This is a genomic window from Nitrosomonadales bacterium (genome assembly GCA_016716325.1).
In the GTDB taxonomy this organism is placed as follows: Bacteria; Pseudomonadota; Gammaproteobacteria; order Burkholderiales; family Gallionellaceae; genus Gallionella.
The window spans coordinates 1135304-1153245 of sequence record JADJWO010000001.1 but is presented as its reverse complement, the minus strand read 5'-3'; the positions used below and the strand labels follow the sequence as shown (position 1 = coordinate 1153245).

Sequence of the window (17942 nt, the reverse complement as noted above, 5' to 3'; positions counted from 1 at the left end):
CGTATCCAGTCATGCCGCAACCATCCTTCATCCATCTCCGGCTGCACAGCGAATATTCCATCGCGGACGGGATGGTGCGCGTGGGTCAGGCAGTCGATGCCGCGAAGAGCGATGCGATGCCCGCGCTGGCGCTGACCGACCTGAACAACGTGTTCGGCCTGATCAAGTTCTACAAGGCGGCGCGCGGGGCGGGTATCAAGCCTGTTGCCGGTTGCGACGTGTTCATCAGCAACGAGGCCGACCGCGACCGGCCGCACCGGTTGCTGCTGCTGTGCCAGTCCCACGAAGGCTATCTGCTGCTGTGCCGCCTGCTGTCGCGCGCCTATCTGGAGAACCAGCACCGCGGCCGCGCCGAGGTGCGCCGCGAATGGCTGCACCAGGAAGGAACGGCCGGCCTGATCGCCCTGTCCGGCGCGCATCTGGGCGATGTCGGTTGCGCATTGCTGGCGGGCAACGCGCGGCAGGCCAAACAGTTTGCGCAGGAATGGGCGGGGCTGTTCAACAACCGTTATTACCTCGAGGTGCAGCGCGCCGGCTTTACCGACGAGGAGCTTTATATCCACGGGGCGTTGCACCTGGCCGCCGAGCTCGGCTTGCCGGTGGTCGCCACGCATCCGGTGCAGTTCCTTGCCGCGGACGATTTCAAGGCGCATGAGGCACGCGTCTGCATCGCCGAAGGCTATGTGCTCAATGACAAGCGCCGTGCCCGGCAATTCACCGCGCGGCAATATTTCAAGACGCAGGCGGAAATGGCGGAACTGTTCGCCGATCTGCCGGAGGCGTTGCAGAACAGCGTGGAGATCGCGCGGCGTTGCAACCTGACCCTGACGCTGGACAAGCCGCGCCTGCCGGATTTCCCGACGCCGAACGGCGAAAGCCTGGATGAGTTCCTGCGACTGGAATCGATGCGCGGCCTGCATGAGCGCATGCTGCACCTGTTCCCGGACGAAGCCGCGAGGGCGGCGAAGCTTCAGGAATACGAGGAACGTCTCGACTTCGAGATCGGGACCATCATCAAGATGGGCTTCCCCGGCTACTTCCTGATCGTGGCGGATTTCATCCGCTGGGCCAAGAAGAACGGTGTGCCGGTCGGACCGGGGCGCGGCTCCGGCGCGGGTTCGCTGGTGGCATACAGCCTCGGCATCACCGATCTCGACCCGATACGCTACGAACTGCTGTTCGAGCGCTTCCTGAATCCGGAGCGCGTGTCGATGCCCGACTTCGACGTGGACTTCTGCCAGGACGGTCGCGAGCGCGTCATCGAATACGTGAAGAACAAATACGGCGCGCAATGCGTATCGCAGATCGCCACGTTCGGCACGATGGCGTCCAAGGGGGTGATCCGCGACGTCGGGCGCGTGATGGATTTTCCGTACGGCCTGTGCGACAGCCTGTCCAAGGCGATCCCGGTCGAAGGGGTCAAGCCGGTCTCGTTGCAGAAGGCGCGCGAGATGGAGCCGGAGATCAACGCCATCGCCGAGCGCGAAGAAGGTGTGCCGGAACTGCTCGAACTGGCGGGACGCCTTGAGGACCTGACGCGCAACGTCGGCATGCATGCGGGCGGCGTGCTGATCGCGCCGGGCCAGTTGACCGATTTCTGCCCGCTGTATTGCGCCGACAGCGCGGCCAGCGTGGTCAGCCAGTTCGACAAGGACGATGTCGAGGCCATCGGGCTGGTGAAGTTCGACTTCCTCGGCCTGCGCACGCTGACCATCATCGACTGGGCGGTGCGTTATATTGAAGGAGCCAGGATTCGGGATTCGGGATTCGGCAAACCCGTTTCAGCGAGCGGCGCAGATTCTGGATCCTTGATCCCGAATCCTGAATCCTTCTCGATAGAGAGCATCCCGCTCGACGACAGGGAGACCTTCGAGCGCGTCTTCAAGGTGGCCAATACCACGGCGGTGTTCCAGTTCGAATCGCGCGGCATGAAGGACACGCTGGTCAAGGCCAGGCCGGACTGCCTGGAAGACCTGATCGCGTTGAATGCGCTGTACCGGCCCGGCCCGATGGACTTCATCCCGAACTATATCGACCGCAAGCACGGGCGCGAGAAGGTCGTCATGCCGCATCCCAGCCTGGAGAAGGTGATCGGCAACACCTACGGCATCATGGTGTACCAGGAGCAGGTGATGCAGGCGGCGCAGGTGGTGGCGGGCTACAGTCTGGGCGGCGCGGACCTGCTGCGTCGCGCGATGGGCAAGAAGAAGCCCGAGGAGATGGCCAAGCAGCGCGAGATATTCGTCGCGGGCGCCGGACAGAACGGCATCGCTTCGGGCAAGGCGAACGAGATCTTCGACACGATGGAGAAGTTCGCCGGTTACGGCTTCAACAAGTCGCACGCCGCCGCCTATTCGCTGGTCGCCTACCAGACGGCGTATCTCAAGTGCCATCACCCCGCGGCCTTCATGGCGGCGACCCTGTCCTCGGAAATGGATAATACCGACAAGATCGGGTTCTTCTACCAGGATACCCTGCAACAGGGCTTGCGCATCCTGCCGCCGGATGTGAATTCCTCCGGTTTCCGTTTCGCGCCGGTCGATGAAGGCGCGATCTCCTACGGGCTTGGTGCGATCAAGGGAACCGGCGAGGCGGCGATCAACAACCTCGTGGAAGCGCGCAAGCAGGGCGAGTTCAAGGACCTGTTCGATTTCTGCCGCCGCGTGGACAAGCGTATCGTCAACCGGCGTACCGTCGAGGCGCTGATCAAGGCGGGCGCGTTCGACACGATCAACGATCACCGCGCCGCGCTGATGGCCAGCGTCGATGCGGCGATGGCCAGCGCCGACCAGCAGGCGCGCGCGGCCAACCAGAACAGCCTGTTCGGCGACGACGAGGCCGATGCGGTGCTGATCGACCAGCATGCCGATGTTCCGCGCTGGCGGTTGCGCGAACAGCTTGCGCACGAAAAAGCCGGTCTGGGCATCTATCTGGGCGGGCATCCGTACCAGGAATATGCCGAGGAACTGGCCCATTTCATCAAGGTGAAGCTGGCCGACTTGACGCCGCAATTCGTCGGGCAGGCGAACGGATCGGGGCAGGCCTCCCGGCGTGGGGTGCCGGTGGTGCTGGCGGGGATCGTCGCGGGGCTGCGCATCCAGCAGACACGACGCGGACGCATGGCAATCATTACGCTGGACGATGGCGGCGGCCAGGTCGAACTGACCGTGTTCAACGATGAATACGAGAACAGCAAGCCTTGGATACGCGCCGATGAGCTGCTGGTGGTGCGTGGTACTGCGAAGCTGGACGAATATTCCGGCAACGTGCGGGTGAACGGCGAGGAGTTGTTCGACTTCGCCTCGGCACGTTCGCATTTCGCGCAGCAACTGGCATTGCGCTGCAACGGCAGCGCCAGCGTCGCGCAACTCAAGAAACTGTTCACCCCGTACCGCGAAGGCAAATGCCCGGTACACATCTATTACCGCAACGCCAGCGCGAGCTGTCAGTTGCGGCTGGGCGAGGAGTGGAGCGTCACGCTGCATGACGACCTGTTGCAGGGATTGCGCAACCTGTTGCAGGCGGAGAACGTCAAGGTGATCTACCCCTGAGGAGGTATCGGGTGGTTGCGCTCAGCCCGATCGGTGTCAGGCGGGTGCGGCGTGCCGTTCGAGTTGGTGCAGGCAATCCAGCGCGGCCAGTTTGTAGCACTCGGCGAGCGTCGGATAGTTGAATACGTTGCTGACCAGGTCGCGCACGGTGCCTTTCAGGTTCATCAGCAGTTGCCCGATGTGGACCAGTTCGCTGGCCTGCTCGCCGACGATATGCACGCCGAGGATGTGTTGGTCGCGCGCATCGACGATCAGCTTCAACAAGCCCTGCGCGTCGCCGATGATCTGGCCGCGCGCGCTGTCCCTGAAATAGGCGCGGCCGATGACATAAGGGATGTTCGCCTGTTGTATTTCCTTCTCGGTCTTGCCTACATAGGAGATCTCCGGAATGGTGTACACCGCCATCGGCAGGTTCTCGGCGGACTGTTGCGTGCTGCCGCCGAAGGCATGCAGCACGGCGCTGCGTCCCTGTTCCATGCCGGTGGAGGCGAGCGCGGGGCGGCCGATCAGGTCGCCCACCGCGTAGATGTGCGGCACGCTGGTCTGGAAATGCGCATTGACCGTGATCCAGTTGCCGTCCATTTCGATGCCGACGCGCCCGGCCTGCAGCCATGCGGTGTTTGGCTCGCGGCCCTGCGCGAACAACACCGCATCGGTACGGAATTCCTTGCCGCTCGCCAGCCGCGTCAGCACGATACCGTCCTCATGCACGATCTCGGCCACGCGCTGTTCCATGTGGAAGGTGACGCCCATGCCGAGGAAGCTGTCGGCCAGCACGTTCACCACGTCCCCGCTCAGGTAGTCGAGCAGTTGCGTGTGGCTGTCCACCACCGAGACCTGCACGCCGAGCGCGGCGAAGATCGATACGAACTCGCAGGCGATCACGCCGCCGCCCACCACCAGCAGACTGTCGGGCAGATGACGCAGGTTGAGGATGGAGGATGAGTCCAGCACCGTCTTCTTGTCGAACGGGATGTTCGCCGGGCGGCGCGGGCGGGAACCGGCGGCGAGCAGGATGACCTGCGCCGACAAGTTGCGCGCGTTGCCGGAGGCGTCGGTGACCTGCAGCGTGTGATCGTCGACGAACGAGGCTTCTCCCGGGATCAATGCCACGCCGTGTTTCAGCAGACGTTGCAGGATGACTGACTCCTGCTGTGCGATCACGCCTTCCTTGCGGCGCACCGCGTCGGCCAGCAGTCCGTGGCGGCTGCGGCTGTCCGGCGCGAGCGCGGAACGCATGCCGCCGGAACGCGACAGCAGATATGCCACTTCGCGCATCGCCTTGCTGGGGATGGTGCCGGTCTGCAGACCCGCGCCGCCGATCTTCGGTTTGCGCTCGATGATCGCCGCGCGCTTGCCCATGCGCGCCGCCTGCCAGGCGGCGTGTTGACCTGCGGGGCCGGAGCCGATGATGAGTATGTCGTAGTCCATGCGCTTACTCCTTTATTCCGCTGCCCCTGGAACTATCGCGTCATTCCCGCGCAAGCGGGAATGACGGAGCAGTGGATCCAACTTTACTTGATGCGCATGCCCGGCTGTGCGCCGTCATCCGGCGACAGGATGAACAGGCCCGGCTCGCTGCCGGAAGCGGCCAGCACCATGCCTTCGGACAGGCCGAACTTCATCTTGCGCGGCGCGAGGTTGGCGACCATCACGGTCATGCGGCCTTTCAGCTTCTCGGGATCGTAGGCCGACTTGATGCCCGCAAACACGTTGCGCGGCTTCTCTTCGCCGATGTCCAGCGTCAACTGGATCAGCTTGTCCGCACCCACTACGTGCTCGGCGTTGACGATGCGCGCCACGCGCAGGTCGATTTTGCCGAAGTCGTCGATGTTGATGGTCTCGGCGATGGGCTCCATCTTGTTCCCCTCGCCCGCTTGCGGGAGAGGGGTTAGGGGAGAGGGTAGTTGCGCCTCTGCGTGACGTTGTTGCGAATGGGATTCGGTCATGTTCTTCAGACTTTCCTGGTTGGCGGCGATCATCGCTTCGATCAGCTTGGGATCGAGGCGGGTCGCCAGATGTTGATAGGGGTTGATGGTGTGGCCGGCTGGCAGTGCTTGCCATGTGCCGCTCCAAGTGATCGGTTCGATGTTCAGGAAACTCTCTACTTGTGCGGCGAGTTCCGGCAGCACCGGCTTCAGGTACAGCGTCAGGTCGCGGAACAGGGTCAGCGCGGTCGAACAGACCTGATGCAACTCCTGCTCCTTGCCTTCCTGCTTCGCCATCGTCCACGGTGCCTTCTCGGCGATGTACTGGTTCGCCAGGTCGGCCAGGCGCATGATCTCGCGCAGCGCGCGGGCAAAGTCGCGTTCCTCGTAACAACGGGCGATCTCGTTGCTGTCGAACGCGGCCTTGAACTCGGCGCTCGCGGCGGCATCTGTCTCGCCCAGCTTGCCGTCGAACTTCTTGCTGATGAAGCCCGCGCAGCGGCTGGCGATGTTGATGTATTTGCCGATCAAGTCGCTGTTCACCTTCGCCACGAAGTCCTCAAGGTTGAGGTCGATGTCTTCCATCGTGCCGTTCAGCTTGGCGGCGTAGTAGTAACGCAGGTACTCGGTGTTCCTGATGTGGTCCACATAGCTGCGCGCGGTGATGAAAGTGCCGCGCGATTTGCTCATCTTTTCGCCGTTCACGGTGAGGAAGCCGTGCGCGAACAGTTTGGTCGGTGTGCGGAAACCGGCGTGTTGCAGCATGGCCGGCCAGAACAGCGCGTGGAAATACAGGATGTCCTTGCCGATGAAGTGGTACAGCTCGGTCTCTTCCTGCTCGGCTTTTTCCTTATTCCAGAATGTGTCGAAATCAATGGACGCACCCCCTCCCCCAACCCCTCTCCCGCCAGCGGGCGAGGGGAGCGAGCAGAGTTGCTTGAAGCTGCCCATGTAGCCCACCGGCGCATCCAGCCACACGTAGAAATACTTGCCCGGCGCATCCGGGATCTCGAAGCCGAAGTAGGGCGCGTCGCGCGAGATGTCCCAGTCGGTCAGCTTGTTCTCGCCTTCCGCGCCCAGCCATTCCTGCATCTTGTTCGCCGCTTCCGGTTGCAGCGAGCCGCCGCGCGTCCATTCGCGCAGGAACTGCTGGCAGCGCGGGTCGGAGAGCTTGAAGAAATAGTGGTCGGAATTGCGCAGTTCCGGCTTGGCGCCGGACACGGCGGAATACGGTTCGATCAGGTCGGTGGGCGCATAGGCCGCGCCGCACACTTCGCAGTTGTCGCCGTACTGGTCCTTGGCGTGGCACTTCGGGCATTCGCCCTTGATGAAACGGTCCGGCAGGAACAGGTTCTTCACCGGGTCGTAGTATTGCTCGATGGAGCGCACGTCGATCAGTCCGTTGGCCTTGAGCGTGCGGTAGATGCCTTGCGCATATTCCTTCGTCTCGGCGGAATGGGTCGAGCCGTAGTTGTCGAACTGCACATGGAAGGCCGCGAAATCGTCGAAATGCTCCTGCCAGACGCGGGCGATCAGCTGCTCGGGCGTGACGCCTTCCTTCTCGGCGCGCAACATGATGGGCGTGCCGTGGGTGTCGTCGGCGCACACATAGTGGCATTCGTTGCCGCGCATCTTCTGGAAGCGAACCCAGATGTCGGTCTGGATGTATTCGACCAGATGTCCGAGATGGATGCTGCCGTTGGCGTAGGGCAGGGCGGAAGTGACGAGTATTTTGCGGGACATACGTTGATTCCTTGAGCAACGAGCAGGGTAGTCGAAAGCCATGATAGTAAAACTCACGAGACGCATTGCCCTCTCCTCAATCCTCTCCCGCAAGCGGGCGAGGAGGCAATCGTGCTACGCGATCTCAAATCGACTCGCGATTGTAGCAAACCCCGCACAGAACCGTGGAATTCGGTAAAATCGCGCCCTTGTAAATTATGAGGAGGAGCGGATTTAAGGCGAAGAGCGAAAGGCCAAGGGTAACAACGAACCAGCGGTTTTCCACTTGCTACTTTCTACTTCCCACTTCCCGTCAAGATAATGAGCATCAAGTCAGACAAGTGGATACGTCGCATGTGCGAACAGACCGGCATGATCGATCCGTTCGAGCCGCAGCAGGTGAAGGAAGTGAACGGGCACAAGATCGTGTCCTACGGCACTTCCAGTTATGGTTACGACATCCGCTGCTCCCGCGAATTCAAGCTGTTCACCAACATCAACAGCACCATCGTCGATCCCAAGAACTTCGACCCGAACTCCTTCGTCAGCGTCGAGGCCGACTATTGCGTCATCCCGCCCAACTCCTTCGCGCTGGCGCGTACCGTGGAATATTTCCGCATCCCGCGCAACGTGCTGACCGTGTGTCTGGGCAAATCCACCTATGCCCGCTGCGGCATCATCGTCAATGTCACCCCGTTCGAACCCGAGTGGGAAGGCTATGTGACGCTGGAGTTCTCCAACACCACGCCGCTGCCGGCCAAGATCTACGCCAACGAAGGCGTGGCGCAGGTGCTGTTCTTCGAGAGCGACGAAGTCTGCGAGACCTCCTACAAAGACCGCGGCGGCAAGTATCAGGGCCAGGTCGGCGTCACCCTGCCCAAGACCTGATGCCGGGCTGATGGACGCCTACCTCGTCGTCTCGCTGGCTTTCTTCCTGGTGGCGCTGTTGTACGCCATCGTGGGACACGCGGGCGGTTCCGGTTACATCGCGGTGATGGTGCTGGCCGGCATGGCGCTGGGCGATATCCGCCCCACCGCACTCTCGCTGAACGTGCTGGTGGCGTCGATCGCCACCTTCCAGTTCGTGCGCGCCGGGCATTTCAGCATGCGCCTGTTCCTGCCTTTCATGCTGGGCTCGATCCCGATGGCGTATCTTGGCGGCACCCTGCAATTGTCCGCTACCCCCTTCAAGATATTGCTCGGCATCGCGTTGCTGTTCAGCGCATGGCGGTTGATCGCGCGGCGCATCGAGCCCGCCGGGCATCGCGAATTGCCGGTGTTCCCGGCTGTCGCCGCAGGCGGCGTGATCGGCCTGCTCTCCGGCCTGCTGGGCATCGGCGGCGGCATCTTCCTGACGCCCCTGCTGCTGCTGACGGGCTGGGCCGTCCCCAGGCAGGCGGCCGCCGTTTCCGCACCGTTCATCCTGTTCAACTCGTTATTCGCGCTGGTCGGCTTCGGCATGCACAACGACATCGTGCTGCCGGATCACTTCGCGGGATACGCGGCCGCAGTCGTGGCGGGCGGCCTGATCGGCGCCTATCTCGGCAGCCACCGTTTGCAGAGCCGCACCATCGTGCTGGTGCTGAGCGCCGTGTTGCTGGTTGCCGGCGGCAAGATGCTTTACGTTTAACCGGATGGCCGATGCAAGGTGTATTTTTCCTGAAATCCTTTTTCACACTACCCGTTAAATCTGCGACAATCCGCGCCAACCCTTGATCTCCACTGGGAGTAAGCAATGAAATTCCGGTTTGGTTTCGACGTCACATCGCCCTGCGGCCGATATGAGTCTGCCCCGAAACTCCACCACGTCCAGCGTGATGGAAAAACTCGCAGCATGGCATCTCGTTCCATCATGCAAAGGAGCGCAACATGAAGTTCCGTTTTCCAATAGTCATCATCGACGAAGATTTCCGTTCCGAGAATGCCAGCGGCCTCGGCATCCGCGCGCTGGCCGCAGCGATCGAGAAAGAGGGGATGGAAGTGCTGGGCGTCACCAGCTACGGCGACCTGACCTCGTTCGCGCAGCAGCAGAGCCGCGCCTCGGCCTTCCTGCTGTCCATCGACGACGAGGAGTTCGGCGCCGGCAGCAAGGAAGAGACGGAAGTCGCGCTGAAGACCCTGCGCGCCTTCGTCGAGGAGATCCGTTTCAAGAACGCGGACATCCCGATCTACCTGTACGGCGAGACGCGCACTTCGCGCCACATCCCGAACGACATCCTGCGCGAACTGCACGGCTTCATCCACATGCACGAGGACACCCCCGAGTTCGTGGCGCGCCACATCATCCGCGAGGCGAAATCCTATCTGGATTCACTGGCGCCGCCCTTCTTCCGCGCGCTGCTCGAATACGCGCAGGACGGCTCGTATTCCTGGCACTGCCCCGGCCATTCCGGCGGCGTGGCGTTCCTGAAGTCACCCGTGGGGCAGATGTTCCACCAGTTCTTCGGCGAGAACATGCTGCGCGCCGATGTGTGTAACGCGGTGGACGAACTCGGCCAGTTGCTCGATCACACCGGCCCGGTGGCCGCTTCCGAGCGCAACGCGGCGCGCATCTTCAATGCCGACCACCTGTTCTTCGTCACCAACGGTACCTCGACCTCGAACAAGATCGTGTGGCATTCCACCGTGGCGCCGGACGACATCGTGGTAGTGGATCGCAACTGCCACAAATCCATCCTGCACTCGATCATGATGACCGGCGCGGTGCCGGTGTTCCTGACGCCGACGCGCAACCACTACGGCATCATCGGCCCGATCCCGAAATCCGAATTCGAACCGGCCAGCATCCAGAAGAAGATCGACGCGAACCCGTTCATCAAGGACAAGACCAAGAAGCCGCGCATCCTCACCATCACACAGAGCACCTACGACGGCGTGGTGTACAACGTGGAGATGCTGAAAGAGATGCTGGACGGGCGCATCGACACGCTGCACTTCGACGAGGCCTGGCTGCCGCACGCGGCGTTCCACGATTTCTACAAGAGCATGCACGCCATCGGCCGCAACCGTCCGCGCGCAAGGGAATCGATGATCTTCTCGACGCAGTCCACCCACAAGCTGCTGGCCGGACTGTCGCAGGCGTCGCAGATCCTGGTGCGCGAATCCGAGACGCGCAAGCTGAACAGTCAAGTGTTCAACGAAGCCTACCTGATGCATACCTCGACCTCGCCGCAATATTCCATCATCGCCTCGTGCGACGTGGCCGCCGCGATGATGGAACCGCCGGGCGGCACCGCGCTGGTGGAGGAGAGTATCGCCGAGGCGATGGACTTCCGGCGCGCGATGAAGAAGGTCGAGCAGGAGTTCGGCAGTGACTGGTGGTTCAAGGTGTGGGGGCCGAACACGATCGCGGAGGAAGGCGTCGGTTCGCGCGAGGACTGGGTGCTGAAGGCCACCGACAAGTGGCACGGTTTCGGCAAGCTGGCCGAAGGGTTCAACATGCTGGATCCGATCAAGGCCACCATCATCACGCCGGGACTGGACGTGGACGGCGATTTTGCCGACACCGGCATCCCGGCCTCGATGGTCACGCGCTATCTGGCCGAGCACGGCGTCATCGTCGAGAAGTGCGGCCTGTACTCGTTCTTCATCATGTTCACCATCGGCATCACCAAGGGCCGCTGGAACACGCTGCTCACCGCGTTGCAGCAGTTCAAGGACGACTACGACAAGAACGCGCCGATCTGGCGCATCCTGCCCGAGTTCGCCGCCAAATATCCGCAGTACGAGCGCACCGGCCTGCACGACCTGTGCCAGCAGATCCACGACGCCTACAAGACGCACAACGTGGCGCGCATGACCACCGAGATGTACCTGTCCGACATGCAGCCCGCGATGAAACCGTCCGACGCGTTCGCGAAGATGGCGCACGACGAGATCGAGCGCGTCGAGATCGACGACCTCGAAGGACGCATCACGGCAGTGTTGCTGACCCCCTATCCGCCGGGCATCCCGCTGCTGATCCCCGGCGAGATATTCAACAAGACCATCGTCGACTACCTGAAATTCGCCCGCGATTTCAGGCAGTCGCTACCCGGCTTCGAAACCGACATCCACGGTCTGGTGGAAGAGAAGGTGGACGGCGTGCGCCGCTATTTTGTGGATTGCGTGAAGTAAACGGAAGCGGGGTGGAGAAAAAGAGGCGGCGCAATATGCGCCGCTTTTTTATGGCCTAGCACTAAACAGAGTTGCTTGTTGGAACTCCCGCTTTCAATTCAAACCGGTCGTTGCTCAAGGCTATTGCGATGCTGGCCCCTTATGGCCCCGTATCAACCGTCAGAAACAAAAAAGCCTCGCATTGCTGCGAGGCTTTTGCACCCATTCTTGATTCATTACTGAGTGATCGCCACCCGACCAACGGGTAGGATGGAAATAGTTAGGCTGCTTTCTTCTGCGGCTCTTCCGATGAAACGGCTTCAGATGGAGCCCCATTTTCTGCCTTCTTTCTTGCCGCCATATCCGCAGCCGCTTCGCGCAAGATGCGCTTCTTTTCGCAGTCCGCGAACCTCCTCAGAGATTGTCTCATCAACGGCTGATATCCCAGCCCGTGCATCGCCGCAATGAGTTTGAAGTCTTCGATGAGGGACTTTTCGAGCCGAATGGAAATCGGTTGCAAGTCGAGCTGTTCGTTAATGATCGATTCCGCATCGTCTGGTGCTAGCGCCACAAATTCCTCATCCGTACCCAACTCACCAGATAGCCAAGCTTCCTCGGTATCTGGAATTTTGGGGGGTGGTGATTTTTTGCTCATGGCTGTCTCCTTGGTGTGCCTTTTAGGCTGATATTTACTGTATATACGAGAGCAATTACTAAATTGGGTGAGAATACTTGTTATAAATCCGTTTCTCCTCATCATTGGGATCATAGGCTGACTTGATGACAATCCCGTTAACCGTCGGCATATATGCCACCTTAAGCTTCCGCCCAAAATCTGTTTCGGCAATAAACCAACGGGTTAGCGGATTTGTCAGATTGTCAGCTCTCGTATCAATCAAATCCTTTCCCGTACGGTTCGCGAAACATTGGACGATTTCACTCTCAGCCACAGGTGGTGTTTTGTTTGCCAGCTTTTCCCGAACTGCTGCTGAAATATGGAGTTTCATGGTCATGAATTCCGGAATAGGCTTGCATTGTATATACAGCGGCCAAAATTGTACAAGCTTTAATTTGCCTGGCCAAAACAGCCTTATTGCATTTAGCGCCTGTTGCCGCGGCGATAGGTCGCAAAGTGATATTCCAGCGGTTCGGGGGTTTCCTGGCGGCGTGTTTCGCGTGACGTTTCGCGCCATTCCGATCTGTCGAATGCGGGGAACCATGCATCCCCGGCTACGTCCTGCTGGATCTCGGTGATGTACAGCGTGTCCGCCAGCGGCAGGGCTTGTGCATAAAGCTGCGCGCCGCCGACGATGAAAATCTCCTCGTCTCCCGCGCAGGCGGTGATCGCGTGTTCGAGGGAGTGCGCCATCAGGCAACCTTCGATGGCCAGGTCGGCATTGCGTGTGACGACCACGGTGGTGCGCCCCGGCAGGGGTTTGCCGATGGAGTCGAAGGTCTTGCGTCCCATGATCATGTGATGTCCCATGGTCAGCGTCTTGAAATGCTTGAGGTCTTCCGGGCAGCGCCAGGGCAGCGTGTTGTTCACGCCGATGATACGGTTGCGCGCCATGGCAACCAGGATTGAGATTTTAGGATTGAGGATTTGGGATTCAGGATTCAGGATTTGGGATTCAGGATTCAGGGTTGAGGATGGCATGGCTATTTCACTTGTGCAGATATGGATTTTTTGAGGCCATTGAGCATTTTTCCGATTTCGTTTGTTTGCGCTAACAAGGTGGTTGCTTCGTCAGCACTGACAAAATTCAGCCTCAATGCAATTTGTAATTGGGTTTCAAGTTCCATCAGGGAACCGTAAGCAATGGAGAGATGGTTGAGATAGGCGCCGGATGCCTTTCGCCCATGCCCTTCGGCGATATTGGATGGAATGGAAACGGCGGCACGCCTGGCTTGGGATGACAACCCAAAACGCTCTTCACTTGGGAAAGTGGCGGTGATCTTGTAGATTCCCGTCACCAAGTCCATCGCCTTCTGCCAGACAATCAATTCGTCGTAATTCATAGTGAGCTGGTTCTGAATCCTGAATCCCGTATCCTGAATCCTAAACAGCCACCGGCGCTTTAATGGCCGGATGCGGGTCGTAGCCTTCCAGTGTGAAGTCCTCAAATTTGAAGCCGAAGATATCCTTCACATCCGGGTTGATCTTCATGGTCGGCAGCGGGCGCGGTTCGCGCGACAGTTGCAGCTTTGTCTGTTCCATGTGGTTGGAATACAGGTGCGCGTCGCCGAAGGTATGCACGAAATCACCGTACTTCAGGCCGCACACCTGCGCCATCATCATGGTCAGCAGCGCATAGCTGGCGATGTTGAACGGCACGCCGAGGAAGATGTCCGCACTGCGCTGGTAGAGCTGACACGACAGCTTGCCGTCCGCGACATAGAACTGGAAGAACGCATGGCAGGGCGCCAGCGCCATCCGGTCGAGTTCGCCGACGTTCCACGCCGAGACGATGATGCGGCGCGAGTCCGGGTTGCTTTTGATCTGGTTGACGGCGATCCTGATCTGGTCGATCACGCGGCCGTTCGCCGCTTCCCATGCGCGCCACTGCTTGCCGTACACCGGGCCGAGGTTACCTTTTTCGTCGGCCCATTCGTCCCAGATGCTGACGCCGTTTTCCTTTAGGTAGGTGATGTTGGTGCTGCCCTGCAAGAACCACAGCAGTTCGTGGATGATGGAGCGCAGATGGCATTTCTTGGTGGTGACCAGCGGGAAGCTGTCCTGCAGGTTGAAGCGCATCTGGTAGCCGAACACGCTGGTGGTGCCGGTGCCGGTGCGGTCGGACTTGGTCGTGCCGTGATCGAGCACGTGCTGCATTAAATCCAGATATTGGCGCATGATGAGCCCGTATAATCGCGACGATCAATGATGGAATTCGAGGACGCAATGCTAGCACAACTGACCTTCTCCAAAACCTTGCCCGCCGTGACGCATCTGCTGGTGGTGTTGCCCGGCGATAAGGCCTTGACCAAGGATGTTCCGCACGGCGAACTGCTCGCCACGGTGCTGAAGCGCCGTGCCATGAAAGCGGAGGGGTTGGCGAAAACGCCGGTTGCGGCGAACGCGGCGGATGGGACGCTGGTGGCTTGGGCGATGCTGGATGGGAAGAAGGATGTCTTCGCGCAGCAGGTGGTGGTGCGCAAGGCGCTGCAACTGTTGCTGGAAGAGCAGCCCAAGGTGCTGGGGGTGGCGGTGTCGGGGGTGATGGCGCAGCGGGCGGCGGAGCTGGCGGTGTATGGGGCGTGGGTGAATAGTGCCTTGATGCCGGTGCACAAGAAGAAGGATGAGCGGAAGGCGTTGCAGAAAATTGAGTTGGTGAATATGAATGCGGCCCTTTCTGCGGGGCGGCGGGGTGCGAAAGTTTCTACCCCCACCCTAATCCTCCCCCTGCATGGGGGAGGGGATGGAGCGGTGTTGGACAAGAAAGTGTTCGACGCGCTGCGTGCGCAGGCCGAAGGTAATCTGCTGTGCCGCGAGCTGACCATATTGCCGCCGAACGAGTTGACACCGGGCCTGTATCGTCAGCGTGTGAAGAAGCTGGCGACGGCGAACAAGTGGAAGCACGAAGAGTTCGACATGAAGAAGCTGCGCGCGATGGGCGCTGGCGCGTTCGTCGCGGTGGCGCAGGGCAGCGATCCCGAGGACGCGGCCATCGTGCATCTCACTTACAAGCATCCGAAGGCGAAGCAGACCGTGGCGCTGGTGGGCAAGGGCATCTGCTTCGATACTGGCGGCCACAACCTCAAGCCGTCGCGTTACATGCACAACATGCACGAGGACATGAACGGTTCCGCTGTGTCGCTCGGTATCCTGCTCGCTGCATCGCAGCAGAAGCTGCCGGTGAACATCGACTGCTGGCTGGCCATCGCGCAGAACCACATCAGCCCCAAGGCATACAAGCAGAACGATATTGTGAAGGCGTTGAACGGCACCAACATCGAAGTGATGCACACCGACGCCGAAGGGCGCATGGTGCTGGCCGACACGCTGACGCTGGCTTCGCGCGCCAAGCCGGACATGATGATCGACTTCGCCACGCTGACCGGCAGCATGGCGACTGCGCTGGGCGCGCGCTATTCCGGCGTGTTCGCAACCAGCGACGAACTGGCGAGCCGTGCGGTGAGCATGGGCAAGCAAACCGGCGAGCGCCTGTGCGCTTTCCCGCAGGACGAGGATTACGAAGCGGAGCTGGATTCCAAGGTCGCTGACATCAAGCAATGCACGCTGGCGGGCGAGGCCGACCATATCCTCGCCACGCGCTTCCTGAAACGCTTCGTCGAACACGACACGCCCTGGTTGCACGTCGATCTCTCATCCAGCCGCTGCGAGGGCGGACTGGGCATCGTGGCCGGCGAGGTGAACGGTTTCGGTGTGGCGTGGGGCGTGGCGATGCTGAGAGGCGCATCGTAAAGACGCGGGAACCAAAGGAGCCGATATGATGTGTTTTTCTATTGAGCCTTCCATAAATCAGGACAAGATGATCAGAAATGAAGTCGAGTGAAAAAAACCGCGTCATTCCCGCGCAAGCGGGAATCCAGCAAGAAAAAATGCATTTTCATTAAACCCACTGGATTCCCGCTTGCGCGGGAATGGCGCCGCGAATGTCATTAATTATGGAAACATCAATAGGAGCGGTAAAACTGAATGAGTGATTTCCTGGCATGGGCTCTGGGTTTCAAACCCGCTTTCCTCCCCAAGTGGATTTTCCTGTTGTTGCTGGCGGCGTTCCTGCTGGTCGCGTTCTGCGTGCTGCTGGTCGGGCTGTGGTTCATGTCCACGCAGATCGACATGCTGTAAAGCCGGCGATTCCCCGATCAGGGCAGCATCCGGTACGGCTCCATGGTGACCGACTCGACCCTGTCGCCGAGCAGGGTCAGGCGTCCTTCGAGCCGTGAATCCCCGGTCTCGCTGAACTCGAAACGGTAGCTGCGGCGCAACACCCTGCGCCCGGCCTGGTTGCGTGCCAGCGCCAGCGAGGTGGTGGCGACCGTGTCGTCGAGGAATTGCACGTTCGCCTCGGCACAGATGCGCCTGCCCGCATTGCGGGCCACCTCGAGGGCGCGCAGGCTGTCGAACCAGAACCATCCCAGCGCGGCCAGCAGGAGCAGGAGGAGCAGGCTGGGCGTATCCATGGCCCGGTCAATACGGCAGGAACAGGGCGCTGGCCAGGGCCTGCACCACCTTGACGATGGAACGCTGCAATTTTTCCGACAGGGTGAGCGCATGCAGGTCCAGCCTGCCGATGACCTTGCCGAATTCGCGTTCGAAGCTGAGATTCTGTTCGTTGTCGTTCAGTTCGTTGGTGAGCAGGTAACGCTGGCCCGTTTCGTCACGAGCGTTGGAGAGCTTCCATACGGCGATCTCGATATTCCGCGCGGCGTTGTAGACGTTTTGCGGCTCGATGGTATCGGTGAGGTAGAACTCGGATTTTCCGCCGTGTGCCTTGACCAGCATGGTCTGCATGCCGACGATGAGCGACAGTACGCGGTCGCCGGTGAAATCGGGACGGAACGCCTGCTGGATGGCATCCGTACCCTGCGCGCCGTTGATCTCCCCGAATCTCCAGTCGACCGTGTTTTCGAAGACCGATTGCGCCGCTTCCTCGGCGGTCGCGGTCGTCCGCTTCCTGAGTTCGCGCGGATTGCGTTTGTAGAGTTTGACCATCAGCGCGTGCAGGCTCTGTGTGTTCTCGCGCATCGCCACGTCGGCCAGATGGTCATAGTCGGTCTTGCCGAATTGTCCCAGCGAGTTGCGGTCAGCCTGCCTCGGGATGGATTTGCCGTTGCGGGCGGGTTCCGTGGACGCGCAGGCGGCCAGCAACGCGGCAGCGAAGAGGGCAAGCAGGCGGGACTGGGTTTTTCGTTCTGGCATCACGCGAAAGTCTGTATATGTCCTCTGGGTCCGGCGCAACGCATGATGTTCTTCCTGCACGAGGAATGGCAAGGGGCTATGGCCGGAATCCGGGGGCGCGATTCTCCGCTGGGAGTCACAGATCCGACAAGGGCTTGTCGGCCAGCTTGTCGTCCTTGGTCCGCAGTTGCCGGATCACCTGTTCCAGATATTTGTCCAGCGATTGTATGGTTGTCGCAGGTAATGCGTTCAGCGCTTCCGGCAACACGCCTTCGGCCGGGCCCGGCGCCTTCTCGATCAGCCTGGCCGCTTCTGCCGTCAGGCGCAGTCCGACGCGGCGCTGATCCTCCTTGCCGCGTTCCTTGCTGACCAGCTTGCGCACGACGAGTTTTTCGACCAGCTGGCTGCACGTGGATTGGTGGATGGACAGGCGTTCGGCCAATTCCGAAACGCCGATACCGGGGGTGTTGGCGATCTCCTGCATGACCCACAGTTGCGATCCGGTCACGCCGCAGGTCTGTTCGATATCGCGGAATTGCTGGCGCACCGAGCCGTAGATGATCCGGAATTTTTTCAGCAGCCGGAGCGAGAGCTGTTTCTTGTCGTGATCGTTCAAGTGATTTTCCTCAAGGATTGGAAGCCTGTTCGGAGCGTGTCCGCGCATGACCGGGTTTGCATTTTACGGTCGTTTCAATTATATTGGTACAAATGTAATCGGCTGAATTCTGGCGGCATCGTATCAGGTTAAAGTCGACGGCGATATTCGCGGTCAGCAGCGTG

General features: G+C 60.5%; 16 protein-coding genes. 6 read left to right on the top strand and 10 right to left on the bottom strand.

Going from position 1 to position 17942, the window contains the following annotated elements; all coding sequences use genetic code 11:
• The first annotated feature begins 11 nt into the window (after window positions 1–11).
• Window positions 12–3551 (top strand): DNA polymerase III subunit alpha, encoded by a 3540-nt coding sequence (gene dnaE / locus IPM27_05465; GenBank protein ID MBK9160997.1) that lies wholly within the window; start codon window positions 12–14, stop codon window positions 3549–3551.
• Window positions 3552–3587: 36 nt separating this feature from the next.
• Here the strand turns inward: dnaE and sthA are convergent, their stop codons facing one another.
• Together sthA and metG are read right to left on the bottom strand one after the other, a co-directional pair.
• Window positions 3588–4982 carry a Si-specific NAD(P)(+) transhydrogenase gene (sthA, locus tag IPM27_05460; GenBank protein MBK9160996.1) on the bottom strand — a complete coding sequence of 465 codons (1395 nt, stop codon included), beginning with the start codon at window positions 4980–4982 and terminating at the stop codon, window positions 3588–3590.
• Window positions 4983–5065: 83 nt separating this feature from the next.
• Window positions 5066–7222: a methionine--tRNA ligase gene (gene metG / locus IPM27_05455; GenBank protein MBK9160995.1), complete on the bottom strand. Its 2157-nt coding sequence runs from the start codon at window positions 7220–7222 to the stop codon at window positions 5066–5068.
• A gap of 300 nt (window positions 7223–7522) precedes the next feature.
• Between metG and IPM27_05450 the strand changes: the two genes are divergently transcribed.
• From IPM27_05450 to IPM27_05440, 3 genes are all read left to right on the top strand, one after another.
• Window positions 7523–8089 carry a dCTP deaminase gene (locus IPM27_05450; GenBank protein MBK9160994.1) on the top strand — a complete coding sequence of 189 codons (567 nt, stop codon included), beginning with the start codon at window positions 7523–7525 and terminating at the stop codon, window positions 8087–8089.
• A 10-nt stretch (window positions 8090–8099) separates the two neighbouring features.
• On the top strand, window positions 8100–8831 hold the full coding sequence (locus IPM27_05445; GenBank protein ID MBK9160993.1) for a sulfite exporter TauE/SafE family protein: 732 nt from the start codon (window positions 8100–8102) through the stop codon (window positions 8829–8831).
• A gap of 239 nt (window positions 8832–9070) precedes the next feature.
• Window positions 9071–11317, top strand: coding sequence for an arginine/lysine/ornithine decarboxylase (locus tag IPM27_05440; protein MBK9160992.1), 2247 nt, complete (start codon window positions 9071–9073; stop codon window positions 11315–11317).
• Window positions 11318–11576: 259 nt separating this feature from the next.
• On the opposite strand, the gene IPM27_05435 is transcribed toward IPM27_05440, so the two are convergent.
• The 5 genes from IPM27_05435 to IPM27_05415 form a co-directional block, all read right to left on the bottom strand.
• Window positions 11577–11951, bottom strand: coding sequence for a hypothetical protein (locus tag IPM27_05435; GenBank protein ID MBK9160991.1), 375 nt, complete (start codon window positions 11949–11951; stop codon window positions 11577–11579).
• A 58-nt stretch (window positions 11952–12009) separates the two neighbouring features.
• Window positions 12010–12303: a hypothetical protein gene (locus IPM27_05430; protein MBK9160990.1), complete on the bottom strand. Its 294-nt coding sequence runs from the start codon at window positions 12301–12303 to the stop codon at window positions 12010–12012.
• 92 nt (window positions 12304–12395) lie between these two features.
• Window positions 12396–12953, bottom strand: a complete 558-nt coding sequence (locus IPM27_05425; protein ID MBK9160989.1) for a dihydrofolate reductase — start codon at window positions 12951–12953, stop codon at window positions 12396–12398.
• Between the two features lie 2 nt (window positions 12954–12955).
• Window positions 12956–13315, bottom strand: a complete 360-nt coding sequence (locus tag IPM27_05420) for a four helix bundle protein (GenBank protein MBK9160988.1) — start codon at window positions 13313–13315, stop codon at window positions 12956–12958.
• A gap of 40 nt (window positions 13316–13355) precedes the next feature.
• Window positions 13356–14150 carry a thymidylate synthase gene (locus IPM27_05415; GenBank protein ID MBK9160987.1) on the bottom strand — a complete coding sequence of 265 codons (795 nt, stop codon included), beginning with the start codon at window positions 14148–14150 and terminating at the stop codon, window positions 13356–13358.
• A gap of 48 nt (window positions 14151–14198) precedes the next feature.
• On the opposite strand from IPM27_05415, the gene IPM27_05410 reads away from it, so the two are divergent.
• Complete coding sequence (locus IPM27_05410; GenBank protein MBK9160986.1) at window positions 14199–15722, top strand: leucyl aminopeptidase family protein; 1524 nt, start codon at window positions 14199–14201, stop codon at window positions 15720–15722.
• 234 nt (window positions 15723–15956) lie between these two features.
• A complete protein-coding gene (locus IPM27_05405; GenBank protein MBK9160985.1) occupies window positions 15957–16109 on the top strand; it encodes a hypothetical protein in 153 nt (50 codons plus the stop codon).
• A 17-nt stretch (window positions 16110–16126) separates the two neighbouring features.
• On the opposite strand, the gene IPM27_05400 is transcribed toward IPM27_05405, so the two are convergent.
• The 3 genes from IPM27_05400 to IPM27_05390 form a co-directional block, all read right to left on the bottom strand.
• The gene (locus IPM27_05400) at window positions 16127–16444 is read right to left on the bottom strand and encodes a DUF3301 domain-containing protein (protein MBK9160984.1); all 318 of its coding nucleotides are present in this window, start codon (window positions 16442–16444) and stop codon (window positions 16127–16129) included.
• A 7-nt stretch (window positions 16445–16451) separates the two neighbouring features.
• A complete protein-coding gene (locus IPM27_05395) occupies window positions 16452–17183 on the bottom strand; it encodes a hypothetical protein (GenBank protein ID MBK9160983.1) in 732 nt (243 codons plus the stop codon).
• A gap of 115 nt (window positions 17184–17298) precedes the next feature.
• Entirely contained in the window at window positions 17299–17826 is a 528-nt protein-coding gene (locus IPM27_05390) for a winged helix-turn-helix transcriptional regulator (GenBank protein MBK9160982.1), read from the bottom strand.
• Between the last annotated feature and the right edge of the window lie 116 nt (window positions 17827–17942).

Coding starts and splice junctions, on each gene's coding strand:
- dnaE (MBK9160997.1), top strand. CDS start 12: ATGCCGCAACCATCCTTCATCCATCTCCGGCTGCACAGCGAATATTCC.
- sthA (MBK9160996.1), bottom strand. CDS start 4,982: ATGGACTACGACATACTCATCATCGGCTCCGGCCCCGCAGGTCAACAC.
- metG (MBK9160995.1), bottom strand. CDS start 7,222: ATGTCCCGCAAAATACTCGTCACTTCCGCCCTGCCCTACGCCAACGGC.
- IPM27_05450 (MBK9160994.1), top strand. CDS start 7,523: ATGAGCATCAAGTCAGACAAGTGGATACGTCGCATGTGCGAACAGACC.
- IPM27_05445 (MBK9160993.1), top strand. CDS start 8,100: ATGGACGCCTACCTCGTCGTCTCGCTGGCTTTCTTCCTGGTGGCGCTG.
- IPM27_05440 (MBK9160992.1), top strand. CDS start 9,071: ATGAAGTTCCGTTTTCCAATAGTCATCATCGACGAAGATTTCCGTTCC.
- IPM27_05435 (MBK9160991.1), bottom strand. CDS start 11,951: ATGAGCAAAAAATCACCACCCCCCAAAATTCCAGATACCGAGGAAGCT.
- IPM27_05430 (MBK9160990.1), bottom strand. CDS start 12,303: ATGAAACTCCATATTTCAGCAGCAGTTCGGGAAAAGCTGGCAAACAAA.
- IPM27_05425 (MBK9160989.1), bottom strand. CDS start 12,953: ATGCCATCCTCAACCCTGAATCCTGAATCCCAAATCCTGAATCCTGAA.
- IPM27_05420 (MBK9160988.1), bottom strand. CDS start 13,315: ATGAATTACGACGAATTGATTGTCTGGCAGAAGGCGATGGACTTGGTG.
- IPM27_05415 (MBK9160987.1), bottom strand. CDS start 14,150: ATGCGCCAATATCTGGATTTAATGCAGCACGTGCTCGATCACGGCACG.
- IPM27_05410 (MBK9160986.1), top strand. CDS start 14,199: ATGCTAGCACAACTGACCTTCTCCAAAACCTTGCCCGCCGTGACGCAT.
- IPM27_05405 (MBK9160985.1), top strand. CDS start 15,957: ATGAGTGATTTCCTGGCATGGGCTCTGGGTTTCAAACCCGCTTTCCTC.
- IPM27_05400 (MBK9160984.1), bottom strand. CDS start 16,444: ATGGATACGCCCAGCCTGCTCCTCCTGCTCCTGCTGGCCGCGCTGGGA.
- IPM27_05395 (MBK9160983.1), bottom strand. CDS start 17,183: ATGCCAGAACGAAAAACCCAGTCCCGCCTGCTTGCCCTCTTCGCTGCC.
- IPM27_05390 (MBK9160982.1), bottom strand. CDS start 17,826: ATGCGCGGACACGCTCCGAACAGGCTTCCAATCCTTGAGGAAAATCAC.